A 16,277-nucleotide genomic window follows, 5' to 3' on the forward strand; every position below is an offset into this window, starting at 1 on the left:
AAGTAGTGGAACATCGAGGACTGGGGGTCGAGTTGGCCGCGCATCGTTGCAGGACAAGGAGTCTGGAGATGTGTCTATGACAAAAAGCTTTTCGGATCGTTCACAGCCTTTTGCATCACGCTGTTAGAAGTCACGATCGAAACACAGGCAGGGGTCGTCTCAGAAAACGGAAAATAAAGCACGTTAAGCCGATTGCATTGGCCGCCGAATCGTAGTGGTAGGCGAGCCTCTTGCCACCGGCCGTGGTGTTGGTGAGCCGTCCCAGACGTAGTTGATGGTGTGGCTGTTGTCGGCGTACTTGGCCTGGGTACGACGGCCCAGCAGGTCGTAGGCGAAGGCGACGTTGTCGGCGGCCGTGGGGTAGCTGCGGCTGGTCAGGCGGTGCAGGTTGTCGTAGGCGAGCGTGATGGTTTCGCCGCTGCGCTTTCGGTGGCTCGTGAGGCTGCCGACGGCGTTGTAGGTGAATTGCTCGTAGTCGGTGGTCGATGAGGTGCCAACCGTGGTGGGGTGCGGGTAGCGCAGCTTCACCCGGCGGTCGTGGCCGTCATATTCGTAGGTGGTGCGGTTGCCCTTGGCGTCGGTCAGCCAGCTGGGCCGCCGTGCGGATCAGCCGGCCGTCGTTGTCATAGCCAAAGCGCGTCTGCTTGCCCAGCGCGTCGGTCGTCTGCGTGATGCGGCGCTGCGCATCGAAGGCGTGCGTGGTGGTGTCGGTGACGTCCGTGCGCGGGCCGTTGACCTGGGTGAGGTTGCCCACCCCGTCGTAGGTGAAGGCGGTGGTGTGCGCTCGCTCGCCAGATCCCGGCCGTCGTAGGCGGTGAGAGGTGGCCCTGGGGGGCGCCGACGACGCTCGGGTGCGGCTGCCTTGCCGGGAGGCAAAAGACAAGACCTGACCCTGTGCGCGTGACCCCGCTGTCGGCCATCAGCTGGCTCGAAGTGCTGCAGGGCATGCGCAACAAGGCCGAGCTCGTGGTGGTGAAGAAGATGCTGCAGCACCGCGCGGCAACCTTGCTGCCGGTGTCGGAAGCCATGACGCAACGCGCCATCGATCTCATGGAATCGCTGACTTGGCCTCATGCGGTTAAAACGCCTATCCGTGTCCGGTATATTGGCCCAAGGGGACCACTCGCAGGGGATACTTGATGCGACAGGACGACGACGCTGCACTCGCTTCCGGTACTACATCCGATGGCTGGTTCACCCGGCTCCGGCGTTCGCTGCTGGCGCGCCTTGGCAATACCGGGCTCGTGCTGGGGACGTTGTTCTTCGCCGCCTCGCTCACGCCCAGCCTCACGCCACGGATCACGGTCGCGCAGGCGGTGCTGTCGGGCATGTGCCTGGCCGCCGGCTACGGCCTGGGCGTGCTGCTGCGCTGGCTGTGGGGATACCTGGAGCTGCTGCTCCCCGGGCCGGCGGGACAGCCGCGTCGCCGCCGTATCGCGGTCGTCGCCTGCGCGGTCATCGCCGCGCTCGCGCTTTGGCGCAGCCAGCATTGGGAAAACATCATCCGCGAACTGATGCACCTGGCTCCCGCCGGTCCATCGCGCATCCTGGGCGTACTCGCGGGTGCGGCGGTCGTGGCGCTGCTGCTGGTCGTGCTGGGCCGCATCGCGCTGATGATCATCAAGGCGGTGATGCGCCTGGTCACCCGCAAGGTGCCGCGACGGATCGCGCACGTGGTCGGTGCGATCGCCGGCGTGCTGCTGCTGGTGGGCCTGGTCAACGGCGTGATCCTGTCCTCGTTGCTGGACACCCTGGACGCCTCCTATCGCCAGGCCGATGCACTGATCCCGCCCGACATGCCGCCGCCGACCGAATGGGACAGCCCCGGCAGCGCGCAGTCGCTAGTGGCCTGGAACCAGCTCGGGCGCATGGGCCGGCGCTACGTCGATGCCCGCCCCACCGCCGACGAACTCGCCGCCTACGCCGGTCCCGGCGCCAAGGCGCCGCTGCGCGTGTACGCGGGCCTGCCCACCGGCGACACGCCCGAAGAGCGCGCCCAGCTGGCGCTGGAAGAACTCAAGCGCGTCGGCGGCTTCGAGCGCAAGGCGCTGATCATCATCACTCCGACCGGCACCGGTTGGGTCGACCCGTCCGGCATCGACGGCATCGAATATCTCTACCGCGGCGATGTGGCCAGCGTCGCGGTGCAGTACTCGTACCTGTCCAGTCCGCTGACGCTGTTCCTGGATCCGGACACAGGCGGGGTCACCGCGCGCGCACTGTTCCGCGAGGTCTACGGCTACTGGCGCACGCTGCCGCCCGAGCGGCGGCCGAAGCTGTACCTGCACGGCCTGAGCCTGGGCGCGCTCAATTCGGAACGCTCGTTCGAGATGTTCGAGCTGCTCGGCGAACCATTCGATGGCGCGGTCTGGAGCGGACCTCCGTTCGCCGCCAGCAAGTGGGCCGGGCTGACCCGCTCGCGCAATCCCGGTTCGCCGGTGTGGCTGCCGCAGTTCCAGGACGGCTCGTTCGTCCGCTTCATGAACCAGGACGGCAGCTCCACCCCGCCCGGCACGCCGTGGGGCCCGATGCGCGTGGTCTACCTGCAGTACGGCAGCGACGCGGTGACGTTCTTCGACCGTCACGGCTTCTTCCGCGAACCGGAACTGCTCGATGCCCCGCGCCCGCCGGACGTATCCCCGGCGATGCGCTGGTATCCGGTCGTGACGATGATGCAGATGGCAATGGATACTTCGCTGTCGATGAGCGCACCAATGGGTTTCGGCCACGTCTACGCGCCATCGCACTACATCAACGCCTGGCTGGAAGTCACCGGCATCGACGACTGGTCGCCCGAAGACGTGGCCCGCCTGCAGCGCCACCTGGATGAGCGCCGGGCCGAAGAGCTGTCCAAGGATGGCGGCGAGGAGACCGTGGACGGCTGAACGTCGACGGTCTTGCGTGGACCGGCACCCTCAGTACATCCCGACCATGTTGAGGAACCAGCCCTCGTGGTCGTAGTCGAAGTCGGTCAGGTCGTCGCTGAACTCGGTGAAGTTGTAGCCGGCGCCGATGCGGAAGTTCTTGCCGATGTCGCGGTCCAGTCCGACCAGCCAGCCCTGCCGCGTGCCGCCGGCCTGCACGTCCAGCCAGCGGTATTCGGCCAGCGCGTGCCAGGCGTAGACCACCTCGTAGCGCAGCTGTAGCGCGGCGAAGTCGGTGGCCGAGTCGAACCACGGCCCGCTGCCGCGTCCGTAGCGCACCTCGCCCTCGCGCCGGGCGAGCTTGCCGGCCACTTCCCAATGCTGGTCGTGGCGTGGCCATGTACGGCGATCTGCCGTATCATTTCGGCAGGAGGACAAGACTATGCCCGCAGCCATTTCTACCGCTCGCCTCGAAGCCCGGATCAGCACCGATCTGCATTCGATGCTCAAGCGCGCCGCTGAACTTCAGGGGCGCACCATGACTGATTTCGTGGTCGCTGCCGTCCAGGACGCCGCGCAACGCGCCATCGAGCAAGCCGAGGTCATCCGCCTGTCGCTGGCCGATCAGGAGTGCTTTGCACAAGCGTTGCTGTCGCCGCCGCAACTGGGCCCGGCCTTGGAACGCGCTTTCGCCCGTCGCCGCAAGCTCTTGCGTACTGAATGAGCAGCGCACCGTTCCGGCTCACGCCGCTCGATGCCGCGCATGTTCGCGCAGCGTTCAACTGCGGTTCAGAACCGCTTGAGCGCTATCTGCGGGAACAAGTCACCCAAGATGTTCGCCGCCGTGTGGCTGCCTGCTTCGTGGCGTTGGCGGAAGGGCAGCGCATCGCGGGCTACTACACGCTGGCGTCGGCAAGCCTGCTGCTGACCGATCTCCCGGCCAGTGTCGGCAAGAAGCTGCCGCGCTATCCGACCGTCCCAGCGGTTCGCATGGGCCGCTTGGCCGTCGATCAGGCTTTCAAAGGGCAAGGGCTGGGCGGCGCACTGCTGGCCGATGCGCTCGACCGTGCTGTCCGTTCCGAGATTGCCGCCTATGCCTTGATCGTGGATGCCAAGGACGAGGCGGCAGCGGCCTTCTACCGACATCATGGCTTCATCGCTTTGCCCGACTCACCGTTCACGCTCTTCCTGCCGCTGGCAACGGTGGAGGCGTCTCGGAAAACGGAAAATCGAGCGCGCTAAGCCGGTGGCATTCGTGCGCGTCAGGCTGGGCTATGCCCTAACTGGGCGTCAGGCCGGAACCTTGGGCAGTGTCAGAATAGGGCCGATTCCAGCATTTTCTGACGACTCGCCTGCAACCTCTAGGGCCTCAACCTGACAGGCCGCACGCTTAGCGTACTATTTTGTCCGTTTTCTCTATCTTCCCCGTCGAGCTGATGGTGGCCGGGGTTCGCCGCCCGCGCGAGGAGTGCCTGGCCGACCCCGGCACGATCGGCACCCTGAGCATCGGCGACATTCCGATCGGAACCGCCGAGAAGCGGCCACTGCACGCCGCGCAGCTTTGGGAGCGCTGGGGAACCTCGGCCAAGCGCGGCTTGTTGCCGCCGCTGTTTGACGTTCAGGTGCTGCGGATCACGCCGCGCGGGCTGCTGCTGCGCGGGTTCCAGGTCGACACCTCGAACCGGCCGACCACGGCGCAGCACGCGCAGGAATGGTGGGCCGTGCCGATCGAGAAGCCGGGGACGGCTTAGCGTGCTTTATTTTCCGTTTTCTGAGACGACCCCAGGCAGTGACCGGTTCGCTGCCCAGCGGTCCGTGCATTGGACAGTCCGCACCGTTTCGTCCAAAGCGCCCCACCTCACACCACCCCGACCGGCGCTTACTCCTTGCCAGGGACAGCAGCCGCAGCCAAACGCCCCCGCAGCTCGGCCGCTTCCTCCCCGGCCTTCTTCGCCTGCGCCCGCGCCTCTTCCACCTGGCGCTTCGCCGCCTCGATGTCCCGCACCGCGCCATCGAGCGCCGTCTGCTGAGCCTGCACCTGGACCCGTGCACTGCTGAGCTCCTGCCCGGCCTGCTGGATCTGCTTCTCGAGCCCCTCCACCCGCGTCTCGGCCCGGCTCGCGCGATCGGTTATCGCCTCGAGGCGCGCACTCAGTACAGCCGCCTGCTGCTCGGCGGCGATGCGCCCTTGCTGCGCTTCAGACAACGCCGCACGTAGGCGCTCGAGCTCGGCCGTCTGCTCGACCTGGCGCTCGGCCTGCGCCTCGATCTTGAGACGGGCCGTCGCGACCTCCACGCGGGCGGACTCAGCGGCCTGCTGCTCGCGCTCGATACGCTGCTGCGCCTCGGCCAAGTCAACGGCCTGCTGCTGCGCCTTGCCAGCCAGGGTGTCACGCTCAGTCGTCAGCGCAGCGACCTGCTCGAGCAGCGCGTCACGCTCGGCCTCGAGCGCTTCGCCGGCAGCCGCCAGATCGGCAGCTTCCGACTGAGTTTGCACGAGACGCGACTCGACTTCGGCTCGCGCCTGCGCGGCCGCTCGCTGGATTTCGTTTGCAAGCGCCGCCGCCAGGGGCGCGGGCAGCTCGGGCGCCGCGGCCGTTGTTGCGGGACGCGCTTCACGCCAAGCGACGAGGTGGCGGTGGACGGTGTTCGGGCTCCCCGTCCCCAGGCGCTCGCGCACCGCCCTGATCGTCGGTTGCACCCCCTCACCGACCAGCGCATCGGCGGCGGCGGCGACCTGCTCAAAAGTAATTCCATCGCGGGCCATCTGTATCTCTCCTGTATTTCGTATCATGTATTTCGTATTGATATTGATACGATACATGATACAGATATGAAATACAAGAGATACACCACGCATCGAAAAGCATTTGCGCACTTGCGCGCCAAGCACCGCTCAAGTGCGCGAAGAAAAGCCCCGACTCCTCAGCGGAAAATCGGGGCTGCGTCGAGCAGAGCGGGATGGATAGCTAGGGGAGGGGTCGATTCAGAAAACGGAATTTAAAGCACGCTAAGGAATGCTCGATCCAGCAACGGCGCGGCTTTGCGTGTGGCGTCTGCCGCTGGAAGGGGTTCTAAGCCAGAACCGCCGAAATTTCCGTCATCCCAGCTCCAGCCCCGCCACGAGCGCATCCAGGTCGATCATCTTGCCGTCGCTCTGGAAGGTGTAATGCCCGTTCAGCAGGATGTGCCGCCAGGCCGCCGGCGATATCTGGGTCAGGAGAGCGTGCGCCTTGGCGTTGCCGCTCGCCTCGTACTTCATCAGCAGCCGCGAGAGGATGGCCGAGTTGTAGAAGATGACCGCGTTGGCGATCAGCCTGGCGCACTGGTTGCTGATCTCAATTTCGATGTCGGTGCGCCCGGTCAATTCCTTCTTGCCGCCGACCTGGGCGATGGTTGAGCGTAGCTGGTGATAGGACTCGATGCGGTTCTGTGAGCGGTGAACGTTGCGCTCCAGTTGCGGATCGCGCAGGTAGCGCAGCGTGTAGATGCTGCGGATGAGCTTGTCGAACTCGAACACCGCGCGCCGCGTGGGGTTCGGCGCGGTGTAGGTGCATAGCTTGCGGATCAGCGTGCCCTGCGTCATCTCCTTCAGTCCGAGCGTGGCGACAATCTGGTCGAGGTTCGGCTTCTCGCTGACTATGAGATCGCGGTCGATTCTCCCGGCCGGCCGGATCAGGCACTGATCGTACAGCGCCGGATCGTCGGCACTGTAGAGTTCCTTCAACTGATCGCCAAGGTCGGTGAAGCGCGGCTCGAAACGCAGGCCGAACCAGTGCAGGATAGCGAAGTTGGCCTTGTTGACGCTGTGCATGTCGCCGGTGATCGCGGTCGGCACGATGTCCGACGTGTTGCGATACCAGATGTCGAACACGTGATGGGCCTCGTAATCGTGCGCGCCGATCAGGTAGCCGTTGAGCGGCACGTGGTTGCACAGCAGCGTGTAGGCGACCACGCCCTTGCCGCGCCCAAAGTATTTGCGCGAGTGGCGCGCTTTCACGGTCGGCCGCTCGACGCCGAATTTCTGACCATCGACGGCACCGTACAGTGCATCGAGGTCGAACGAGTAGTACGGGAAGATCGGCAGCGCGGCGATGGCGTTGCTGATGCAGTCGTTGGCCGCGTGCAGCGTTGCGTGGCGCAGGTACTGTTGGTAGGCGCTCTCCAGCACGTGGTACGGGATGTCGCTGGTGCGTGCCATGACCTGGTTGCCGTGGTTCATCGCCTGCGCGATGATGACCGCCATCAGGCTGTCGGCGTCGGCGACCTTCTTCGCATAGCGCGGCTGCAAAGGCGTCAGCGCCGACAGGAACTGGCACTGGCCGTTGACGAAGCGGAACACGTCGGCCACGTCGCAGAACGGCAGTTGCTCGTAGAACGCCTTCTCGCGCGCCTTCTGGTTCTCGCCCTTGGGCTTGCGCCATGTCAGCTTCTGCGTGTCCTTGTCGTATTCTAGGTGCGTCAGCTTGCCCTGCTTCAGCTCGCGGTTGAAGGCCAGCCACTGAGCGCGCAGCTCGGTCGCGAGCGCATCGAGCTGGGCATCGAGTGGCTGCCGCAGGAACGGGATGTCGATCTGCGCCAGCACGGCGGCCTTCTCATCCAGCGAAACCAGCTCGTCGGAAAAATGCCGGTGCTGCAAGCTGTCGTCGAGGTAGAGTTCACCCGACTGGAAGCGCTTCCTGACCTGGCGGTACAGCCAGAACTCGTAGCGGTCGGCATGCAGGTCCGTCGGCTTGCCATCGGCATCGAAGGTCAGCAGGTACGGTCGCAAGCGTTTCGGCAGCGTGGCCGCTGGACATTCGGCGAGCGGCCGTTGCGATAGGCGCTGCTGTTTGGCGAACACGTCCTTGGCCCAGGCCAGCGCCACGAGCCACGGGCTGCCCGGATCAGTGCCAGCGAGGTCGAGCGCGACATACAGCGGCCGAAGATGGCGGCGGATGCGCTCAGCCAGGCCGTCCACCGCCTGCCAGTGCAAAGCCAGCTTGCTCACCGGCTTCACGCTCATGCGCTGCGCGGTGGTTTGCAGCGTATCGCGGGGCATGATTTTGTAGGCGCGCTGGCGCACATCGCCGAACGGCGTGGGATCGGGCACGCTGTCGTCGATGTAAAGCGACAGCAGGCGGCCGACCTGCGGTGTGTCTTGCTGACGGCGCACCTGCTCGGCGACAAAGGATTGCTTTGCGCCCGCACTGCTTTCGTCCTCCAACTGCTTCATGTGGTAGGCCATCGCATCGACCAGGTTGTCGGAAAGCTGCCGGTAGCGCACCCAGGCATAGCAAAGCAGGTAGAGGTAGGTCTGATCGGCCTTCAGGTTGCGTAGATCGTGGACGGTGTAGAAGTTCGCCAGGCTGGCGTAGTACAGCAGATTCTGCTGCGAGACGCCGAGCTTGGGCAGCAGCGCCTTGGCGATCCGGTGCAGCGGCTCCAGCGTGGCGCGCTTTTCGCGTTCGCGGGCCATCTGACGCCAGCCAAAGTCCTTGGCGTCCTGCTTGAGCGCCGCCAATTGCGACAGGGTGTCGTCACGCACTAGAAGCCGACCCAGCGCGGCCTTGGCCGATTCGTCCAACACTTCCGACAGCAGGCCAGCCAGCCGCCGACGCTCGGCGGACAGGGCTTCGCTCACCAGCTCTTGCAGGGTGGTATAGCCGGGCCGGATGATCTTGTGCTCGTTTAGCCAGACGATCAGCTCGGCGGCGATGAACCCCGGCATCACGTCGCGCCGCACGGTCTGCGCGGCCTGCTGCGCGAGCTGCGCCAGGAACTCGGCCGCCCACGGCCGGTAGCCGAACAGATCGGCAATCCACTCGCGCTGGGTGTAGTGCTCGTGCTTGGAGATTGGCTTGTGCTCGAAGGACTCGCCGTGGAAGTAGCGGCTCAGCACGAAGGCGCAATCGTGCTCGACCTCACTCCAGTCGAAGCGGAAGAAGGCATGCTTGGCCTTGAAGTAACCGATCTGCAAGATGCAATAGACCTGGGCATGGAGACCAGGCCGGCTGCTGGCGAGCGCCAGTTCGGTTTCAGTCAACGCCAAGTATTCCAGCCGCTGGGCGTCGTCGAAGTCCGGCAGGCCGTACAGGGCTTCCTGCTCGGCGTCCGACAGGACGGTCAATCGTTCGCTCTTGGTCGTCATCGCGATGACGCTCCACGAGAGCCCGTCCAACCAACCCGTGCCAGGGTCTCGATCAGCGTGGTTCGCTTGACGCCGAAGTTGCGGCACACCGCCGCCTTGGACATGCCGCCATCGAGCGCAGCGACGATGGCCTCCAGCTTCTCGCCGGTGATCGCCTGCGGCCGGCCGCCGATCCGGCCGCGTTTGCGGGCGGCAGCCAGACCGGCGACGACACGTTCCTGGATCAAGGCGCGTTCGTACTGCGCGAGCGCGCCGAACACCTGGAACAGAAACTCGCCCGAGGGCGTCGTGGTATCCAGGTTCTCCGTCAGCGAGCGGAACGCCACCTGCTTTTTCTTGAGCGAGGTCACGATGGCGAGCAAGTGCGACAACGAACGGCCGAGCCGGTCGAGCTTCCACACGACCAACACGTCGCCAGGGCGAACGAATTCGAGCGCCCGCGCCAGGCCCGCGCGGTCGTCCTTCGCGCCGGAAGCATGATCCTCGAACAGATGCCGCGCATCGACGCCGACGGCGAGCAGCGCATCGCGCTGCAAGTTCGTGCTCTGGCGGTCGGAGTCCGACGACACGCGCATGTAACCTACCAACATAAGCGGAAAACCATTAAGACGAGGTTTCCGTATGGTAGCGTCTGGCGACAGAGTTTTCCGCACAATTTTGCGGCCACTCGGAGGTTGGTGCAGAGGACCGTTGAAGGCCTGTCGAAAAACAAATGTTTTCCGACAGGCCTTGGCCTAGCGCACGCCCGCCTTGCAGCGTTCTGTGAATAGCGCTTAGTAATGACGGCGTATATACTTTGTTAGTATCAAGTGGCAGGAGGCCCCGATCATGTCAAAACAAGCCGTTTTCACGATGAAGCTGGAGCCTGAGTTGCGCGCCGAGTTTATGGCCGAAGCCGAGGCGGCCCATCGCCCGGCGTCGCAAGTGCTGCGCGAGCTGATGCGCGAGTTCGTTCAGCGCCAGCGCGAGTCGCGCGAGTACGACGAGTTCCTGCGCCGCAAGGTCGAAGCCGGCCGGGCTTCGATGCGCGCTGGATTGGGGCGGTCGAACGATGAAGTTGAGGCCGAATTCGCCGCACGGCGTGCCAGTGTGGCGAGCCAGGCGTGAGGGTTGTTTGGACGCCCGAAGCGCAGCAAGACCGTGCCGATGTGTGGGACTACATCGCAGCCGACAATCCGCGCGCGGCGGCCCGGATGGATGAGATTTTCAGCGACGCGGCCGCCCGCTTGATCCAGCACCCCATGCTGGGCAAGCCGGGAAAGATTCCCGGGACCCGCGAGTTGATCCCGCACGAAAGCTATCGCCTGGTGTATCAGATCGACGGCGAAACGGTGTGGATACTGACGCTGGTTCATACTGCCCGCCTGTGGCCGCCTGTGCGCGATTAAGATATGATCATGGCAACAATGAAACGGCGCGTTGACAGACTGCTTTCGAGCCAGACCGCGGTCGGCGGCAGGCGGCCAGAAGCAGTCACTCATCGCTCCGCGATGCCGAGCCAATTTGCTATCAAATTTTTTAGAATCCCCAGCTCGTAGCGCTACAGCACTCAATTGCATCGCAAGTGCCAGCGTTGGCTTTCCTCCTTCACCCGTAAGGTAAAAATTGAAAAACCGTCTGTTTACTGTCCTTCTGACAGCCGCTGTCTTTGGTCTTGGCTCGGCTGTCAATGCTGCTGAGATTTCCGATGCTGAAGCAATGAAAGCCATCTCTGCAGTCGTGCTGCCTGCCATGGAAAAGAACCAGATTCCTGGTATGGCTGTGGCATTGGTATTGGGGGACAAGACTTATGTCTTAAACTATGGCGTGTCAGATGTTGAGAAACAAACACCGGTAACTGACGAGACGATTTTTGAGATTGGCTCTATCAGCAAGACCTTCACAGCCACACTGGCGACGCACGCAGAAGTCACTGGGAAGCTGAAGCTGACCGATACCGCAGCAAGATACTTACCGGAGTTGGCTGGCACGGACTTCGGCAACTTGCAGCTTTTCCATCTTGGAACGCACACCCTTGGCGGCATTCCTCTGCAGGTGCCTGATGAGGTCCAAACTCGGGAGCAGCTTCTGGAATACTTCCGCACCTGGAAGCCTGCATTCAGAGCCGGCACGATGCGTACTTATGCAAACCCGAGCATCGGTGCTTTAGGGTGGATCACGGCGAAAAGTCTGGGTCAAGATTTCAGCACCGCCATGACTCAAGCCATTTTCCAGCCCCTTGGTCTCACGAGCACTTATCTGAGCGTCCCTGCACAGAAGATGTCCAGCTACGCTTGGGGCTACAACAAGGATAAGAAGCCTGTGCGTGTCAATCCAGGTATGTTGGACAGTGAAGCCTATGGCATCAAAACCACGGCTTCTGACCTGAGCACCTTTTTGAAGGCCAACATGGGCATGTTGCCCTTGGATAGCATGCTGCAAGCGGCTTTAAACAATACCCGCAGGCGCTATTTCAGCGTAGGCCAGATGACTCAAGGCCTCATCTGGGAGGAATACGCAATGCCTGTTGACTTGCCTACGCTGCAAGAAGGCAATGCTCCCAAGCTTATCCTGAATCCGACCCCAGTAAGCGCTAAGGTTCCTGCAGCCACACCTGAAAGCAATGTGTGGGTTAACAAGACTGGTGCCACCAACGGCTTCGGTGCTTACGTTGCGTTTGTGCCTGAAGAGCGCTTTGGGGTTGTGTTGCTGGCCAATAAGAACTACCCCAATGCCGAAAGGGTGGAAATTGCTCACAAAATTTATAGCAATCTAACCGGGAAACAATGACAGCTTTGGGTCGGGTGCCGTCGCGTGCGCAGTGTCAAAGCTGACATGACTAATACATGAGATGGGCTGATGCTCGCCGTCCGGTCAGGCAGCTGCCCCCCTGCAGGACTCACAGCAGTTGTATGCCACCCGTCATCCGAGACGTCAGTCGGCCTCATCCAGACCGGAACAATCTGGACGTGACGTCCGGCTGGCATTGCCGTGATCGAAATGGCGGCTAGTGACACGACTGTTGGGTCTACCCCATCGACCGGGCGCGGGACAAGCCACGTTGATCGGCTGACGGAATTTTCGGCGGTTCCGGCTTAGAACCCCTGGAAGCGGCGTTTCGGCTGTTCTCGAAACTCGGCAGTCTCGGCGGCTCGATTCGAGAGCGGTTTTCGAGAACGGGACGGACAAGGCCAGCACTGGCGCGGCCCGCATTCTCACGGTGGCTTCTTGAAAATGATCGTTTGCGAGAGCGGTGGCCATGCCAATGGCTTAACGTACTTTATTTTCCGTTTTCTGAGACGTCCCCTTCATGCGCGATCCGCAGGGGCAGCTCCCGCTCTAGCGGCTCATGCCTCGGTCGTTGGCGCGGTACTGCTGCCGCTGCTCGGCCAGCAGCTCGCGCACCTGCTCGCGGCGCTGACCATCGTTGAGGATGCGGTCGAGGATGGCGGGGCGCATCTCCTTCGGTGCGGCGTTGTAGCCGTCGATCAGCTTCTTCAGGCCCTCCGGCGCGGCCTGCCACTGCTCGCCCCGGTCGCCCCATCCGCCGACGCGCAGCTCGCGCTTCTGCGCCATCAGCTTGAAGTCCTTGGGCACCGCCTCCCGCTCGGCCTCGATGCGCTTCTGCGCAAGCCGCTTGGCCTCGGCCTCGCGCTCCTGGCGGGCCTTCTCCTTCTGCAAGGCTTCCAGCTCGGCCACCTTGGCCCGGATCGGCGTCTGCTCGACGGTGATCCGCACCTCGGCATCGCTGCGGGCCTGCCGCCCGCGTAGCGCGGCGTCCTCGATGCGCGGGGCCACGGTCAGCCACTCTTGGCGGGCCTCGGCCTCGATCTTGGCGCGTTCGTCCAGATAGGCCGACCGGAACAGGCCGGAGTCGTGCGCCTTGGCGCGGAGCGGGTGCGCCTGCCGCCACTGCTCTGCCTCGTGGCGTGCCATCGCCTCGCGGGTGCAGGCGTCGTGGTGCTGCTCCTCCAGGGCGCGGCGCTGCTGGTCGGCCTCGATGACGGCGGGGTCGCGCTCTACCAGGTCGCGCACGGGCGGCGGGCGTAGCTTGGCAATCTCGGCGGCCAGCTCGCGGCTGCTCATGCGCTCCAGGCGCTGGCGCTCCTGCTGCGCCTTCTCCCGCTCGGCCCGCTCGCAGGCCTCCCGCTGGGCCTGTTCGCGGCGCTGCCGCTCGGCCTCCAGGTGGATGACCTCGGCGCGGGCGTCGGGCACGGCGCGGGCCAGCTCCTGGCGGGCCTCGGCCAGCTCGGCGCGGGCCTGCCGGAACTCGATCACGTTCGCCCGGCCCTGGCCGCGCCACTGGCTCGGCAACTGCTTGCGCTCCGGCTCCAGGCCGGTGCCGCGCTCGGCGTGGCTGCGCATGTCGATGCGCTGCTCCACCCCGGCACGCTCCAGGTGCGCATTGCACATGGCCCCCCAGCGCCCGCGCAGCTCTTTCAGCTCGGCGGCCCGCTCGGCCTTGGTCAAGGTCTGGCCCGCGCTCGGGCCGTAGCCCTTGCGTGCGCCGCCCTTCTCCGGGGCCTTGGCGTTGTACCGCTTGAAGTACTGCTCCGGGTCGCGCTCGATGCCGTCGCGCTGCCGCTCCGAGAACATCAGATGCACGTGCGGCTGTTCCTGGCCGTCTGCCGCCGTGGGCGTGTGGATCGCCCACTGGTAGGCGTGCCGGTCGCCTATCTCCTGGCGTACAAACTCGCGCACCAGCGCGGCCCGCTGCTCGGCGTCCAACTCACGCGGAAGGGCTATCTCCATTTCGCGGTAGGTGGTGCCGTTCTTGCGCTCGTAGGCGTCGGCGGCCTGCCAGAAGGCCAGCGGGTTGGACTGCGCCCAGGCGGGCATGTTGCCCGCCTCGGTCGCTTCCAACTTCTCGCCGCGCTCTAGGCGGTTGGCGTACTGGCCTTCGCGGGCGATGTAGGCGGCATGAGGCCCGGCCTTACCGGCCTTGCCTACCTTCATGCTCAATCGCCCGATTGCCACCGCTCGCCCGCTCCTGTTTTTAGCCGCTGAAGGCGGCTGGTTTTGGCGTCGCAGACCGCGCTGTTTCTCGGCTTGCCGAGAAACAACTAAGCGCGCCTTCCGTAAAACGGAAGGATACCGCAGCCGTCGCGCCCCGGCCACCTTCCGCGTAAAATGGGAGCCTCCATCACAGAGGGAGACGCACCCATGACGCAAGATAAGTGGCTGGCCGAACGGCTGGCATACCTGCGCGGCTTGAAGGCTCCCAGCGATCAACAGCGCCTGCTGCTGATGCTGGCCGACAAGCCCGACCGCACCGCCGACGATGGCCGCAAACTGGCCGCCCTGGTACGCGCCGAGAAGGCCGCCGAACGCGCCCAGAAGGCCCGCGCCGACGCCGCCCGCATCATCAACGCCGAGAAGGCCGCCGAGAGGAAAGCCCGCGACCATGAGCTGTACGAGTCGGCGGGCCTGATGATCCTGGCCGGGCTGGTCGATACCAAGACCGGCAAGCCGACCCGCGACCGGGGCGAGCTGCTGGGCGCTCTGGTGTCGCTGGCCGAGGCCCAGGTCGATGACGCCAAGAGGGCAGCTTGGAAGGCCAAAGGCGATGCCCTGATGGCCGAGAGGGCGCGGCGATGACGGATTACGGCTATGCCATCGACCCCCGCCCCGCCGAACTGGGCGGCGGCTGGCGGCTGCGGCTGCTGGAGAACGGCGAGGAAGTGGGCGGCGGGGTGTTCCCGCTGTCGCCCTACCTGTCGGCCTTCCCGGCCACCGACGAGGCGAACGAGCGCGAGATGGCCGAGAAGGCGGCCTACGAGGATGCCTTGGCCGAGGCCTCCGCGTGGCTCGCCACCCGGCCCGCCGACGAGGAACCGGCCTTTCTGGACGACGAAGGCCCGTCCGACGATCTGCCGACCCGCATCACCCTGCCCAAGTCCTGAACACCCTGGAGGCGCTGCCTCCAGACCTCCGCCCTCGCCGCCGGGAGGCTCAGGGGGCAGTCCTGGCGGGCTGCGCCCTTTGTCCTGCCCCCTGTCGCCAGGCTGGCCGCTGCGGTTCAGCGTCAAGGCCAAGCCGCTGCGCGGTCGCTACGCGAGCCTTGACCCTGCCCCTACGCTCAGAAATGCCCAGGAAGCCGCCTAGAAAGCGCCAGGAGGCGTTTTCTAGGCCGCCCTAGGGGTGGAGTAGGGGTCAAGGGCGTAGGGGCTGCTGGCGCGGCCCGCAGCCCGTAGGGCGAGGACACGGGCAGCCCCGGAGAGGGCGAAGCCCGGCCCTTGACGCCTACGGAACCCCGATAGCCTCAGCCGGGGAGCAGGAGAAGGGCGCAGCCCGCCCCCTGCTCCCGCGGCGTATGGGGCAAGACCCCATGCGGGGGTCCAGCCCGAAGGGGGCTGGTCAAGCCCGCAGGGCGCGAAGCTGGGGGAACCATGCGGCCCCCGCTGGGGGCCACGATTTGCGGGAGGGGGAGCCGCGCCGTAGGCGTGGGGGAACCCCGCAGGGGTGCCCCGTGCCCGGTGCGCCGGGGTTTTTACTTGTTTATTCTTGTTGCCCGTTTTCTGAGACGACCCCAAAAACGCCACCACGGCCCCGGAAACGCGGCCAGCGGGCAGGCGAAACCGCCTTTATTCCCCTCGATGTGGTGCGCGCAGGTCATCCGTCACGGTCTAGGCCACCTGTCACCGGCCTGGATGGTCTGCCGCGCCAACGAGCGCGGCGGGGTTCCCCCTGGTGTTCAAGCGGATGGCGGGTCAAGGGTCGGAATCCCGGCTGGTGCGGCCCGCAGCCCGGCACGGGCGAGGACACGGGCCGGGATGGAGAGGGGCGCAGCCCCGGCCCTTGACGCGACAGGAGCGCCCCCAGCCTATCGGCAAGGGGGAGGAACAAGGGCGTAGCCCGCTGGGCCTGCCCCCGCAGCCAGTCGGGCAAGTACCGACGCGGGAAGCCCTGAAACCGAAGCGGTTTCAGGTCAAGCCCGAAGGGCGCGAAGGCGGGCGACGGCAAACCGACGAGGCATGTTCAGCGCACGGGCGGCGGCCTCCTGCTTTTTCTGCCTAACCTTGCGGCGGTAGCGCACCGATGCGGCTTGTTCTTGGCCTGGGCGGTTGAGTTGCGACCGGGGGACCATCCGGCCCCCTCTGGGGGCCTCGATAAAGGGGAGGGGGGGCCGGCGAAGCCGGGGGAACCCCGTAGGGGTGCCCCTTGCCCGGTTCCGTTGCGCGAACTTTTCCACAGCGAGCGGGGGCCAATTACCGGTTAAAAATTACAGGAAAAACTTAACGGCAAACCTTACAGGTTTTGGGGGGGTCCGATTCAGCGTGCTAGGGGGGGTCCGATTCAGCGTG

Annotated in this window: 17 protein-coding genes; 10 read left to right on the plus strand and 7 right to left on the minus strand. The window is 65.0% G+C overall.

The window, feature by feature from the left end:
* Positions 1-183: 183 nt before the first annotated feature.
* Positions 184-528, minus strand: coding sequence for an RHS repeat domain-containing protein (locus tag GPA21_RS13880; protein WP_150982902.1), 345 nt, complete (start codon positions 526-528; stop codon positions 184-186).
* 16 nt (positions 529-544) lie between these two features.
* The gene (locus GPA21_RS21290) at positions 545-754 is read right to left on the minus strand and encodes an RHS repeat domain-containing protein (RefSeq protein ID WP_168988741.1); all 210 of its coding nucleotides are present in this window, start codon (positions 752-754) and stop codon (positions 545-547) included.
* Positions 755-900: 146 nt separating this feature from the next.
* Between GPA21_RS21290 and GPA21_RS13890 the strand changes: the two genes are divergently transcribed.
* Together GPA21_RS13890 and GPA21_RS13895 are read left to right on the plus strand one after the other, a co-directional pair.
* Positions 901-1,140 (plus strand): PIN domain-containing protein, encoded by a 240-nt coding sequence (locus GPA21_RS13890; RefSeq protein ID WP_168988742.1) that lies wholly within the window; start codon positions 901-903, stop codon positions 1,138-1,140.
* The gene (locus GPA21_RS13895) at positions 1,140-2,885 is read left to right on the plus strand and encodes an alpha/beta hydrolase (RefSeq protein ID WP_211163605.1); all 1,746 of its coding nucleotides are present in this window, start codon (positions 1,140-1,142) and stop codon (positions 2,883-2,885) included. Before GPA21_RS13890 ends, GPA21_RS13895 begins: the two co-directional genes overlap by 1 nt.
* A 30-nt stretch (positions 2,886-2,915) precedes the next feature.
* Here GPA21_RS13895 and GPA21_RS13900 read toward each other — a convergent pair whose 3' ends face one another.
* Complete coding sequence (locus GPA21_RS13900; protein WP_019186215.1) at positions 2,916-3,236, minus strand: hypothetical protein; 321 nt, start codon at positions 3,234-3,236, stop codon at positions 2,916-2,918.
* A 70-nt stretch (positions 3,237-3,306) separates the two neighbouring features.
* Here GPA21_RS13900 and GPA21_RS13905 point away from each other — a divergent pair, with 70 nt between their 5' ends.
* The 3 genes from GPA21_RS13905 (at position 3,307) to GPA21_RS13915 (ending at position 4,615) form a co-directional block, all read left to right on the plus strand.
* Positions 3,307-3,588, plus strand: coding sequence for a type II toxin-antitoxin system TacA family antitoxin (locus GPA21_RS13905; protein ID WP_168988743.1), 282 nt, complete (start codon positions 3,307-3,309; stop codon positions 3,586-3,588).
* Positions 3,585-4,106, plus strand: coding sequence for a GNAT family N-acetyltransferase (locus tag GPA21_RS13910; protein WP_168988744.1), 522 nt, complete (start codon positions 3,585-3,587; stop codon positions 4,104-4,106). The genes GPA21_RS13905 and GPA21_RS13910 overlap by 4 nt, the downstream gene beginning before the upstream one ends.
* A gap of 161 nt (positions 4,107-4,267) precedes the next feature.
* Complete coding sequence (locus GPA21_RS13915; protein WP_246261969.1) at positions 4,268-4,615, plus strand: hypothetical protein; 348 nt, start codon at positions 4,268-4,270, stop codon at positions 4,613-4,615.
* 128 nt (positions 4,616-4,743) lie between these two features.
* On the opposite strand, the gene GPA21_RS13920 is transcribed toward GPA21_RS13915, so the two are convergent.
* The 3 genes from GPA21_RS13920 to GPA21_RS13930 form a co-directional block, all read right to left on the minus strand.
* A complete protein-coding gene (locus GPA21_RS13920; protein WP_246261970.1) occupies positions 4,744-5,658 on the minus strand; it encodes a DNA-binding protein in 915 nt (304 codons plus the stop codon).
* 306 nt (positions 5,659-5,964) lie between these two features.
* On the minus strand, positions 5,965-8,994 hold the full coding sequence (locus tag GPA21_RS13925) for a Tn3 family transposase (RefSeq protein WP_012077404.1): 3,030 nt from the start codon (positions 8,992-8,994) through the stop codon (positions 5,965-5,967).
* On the minus strand, positions 8,991-9,530 hold the full coding sequence (locus tag GPA21_RS13930; protein ID WP_287170421.1) for a recombinase family protein: 540 nt from the start codon (positions 9,528-9,530) through the stop codon (positions 8,991-8,993). The genes GPA21_RS13925 and GPA21_RS13930 overlap by 4 nt, the downstream gene beginning before the upstream one ends.
* A 292-nt stretch (positions 9,531-9,822) precedes the next feature.
* Here GPA21_RS13930 and GPA21_RS13935 point away from each other — a divergent pair, with 292 nt between their 5' ends.
* The 3 genes from GPA21_RS13935 (at position 9,823) to ampC (ending at position 11,763) form a co-directional block, all read left to right on the plus strand.
* Positions 9,823-10,101, plus strand: a complete 279-nt coding sequence (locus tag GPA21_RS13935) for a hypothetical protein (RefSeq protein ID WP_011342941.1) — start codon at positions 9,823-9,825, stop codon at positions 10,099-10,101.
* A complete protein-coding gene (locus GPA21_RS13940; RefSeq protein ID WP_011342942.1) occupies positions 10,098-10,382 on the plus strand; it encodes a type II toxin-antitoxin system RelE/ParE family toxin in 285 nt (94 codons plus the stop codon). Before GPA21_RS13935 ends, GPA21_RS13940 begins: the two co-directional genes overlap by 4 nt.
* 217 nt (positions 10,383-10,599) lie before the next feature.
* Complete coding sequence (gene ampC / locus GPA21_RS13945; RefSeq protein WP_211163606.1) at positions 10,600-11,763, plus strand: class C beta-lactamase; 1,164 nt, start codon at positions 10,600-10,602, stop codon at positions 11,761-11,763.
* Between the two features lie 549 nt (positions 11,764-12,312).
* Here ampC and GPA21_RS13950 read toward each other — a convergent pair.
* The gene (locus GPA21_RS13950) at positions 12,313-13,929 is read right to left on the minus strand and encodes a MobA/MobL family protein (protein WP_211163607.1); all 1,617 of its coding nucleotides are present in this window, start codon (positions 13,927-13,929) and stop codon (positions 12,313-12,315) included.
* Between the two features lie 207 nt (positions 13,930-14,136).
* Between GPA21_RS13950 and GPA21_RS13955 the strand changes: the two genes are divergently transcribed.
* Both GPA21_RS13955 and GPA21_RS13960 read left to right on the plus strand, forming a co-directional pair.
* On the plus strand, positions 14,137-14,571 hold the full coding sequence (locus GPA21_RS13955) for a conjugal transfer protein TraD (protein WP_168988746.1): 435 nt from the start codon (positions 14,137-14,139) through the stop codon (positions 14,569-14,571).
* Entirely contained in the window at positions 14,568-14,876 is a 309-nt protein-coding gene (locus GPA21_RS13960; protein WP_168988740.1) for a hypothetical protein, read from the plus strand. Before GPA21_RS13955 ends, GPA21_RS13960 begins: the two co-directional genes overlap by 4 nt.
* Positions 14,877-16,277 lie beyond the last annotated feature (1,401 nt).

Source organism: Azoarcus taiwanensis (assembly GCF_012910885.1).
In the GTDB taxonomy this organism is placed as follows: domain Bacteria; phylum Pseudomonadota; class Gammaproteobacteria; order Burkholderiales; family Rhodocyclaceae; genus Azoarcus_F; species Azoarcus_F taiwanensis.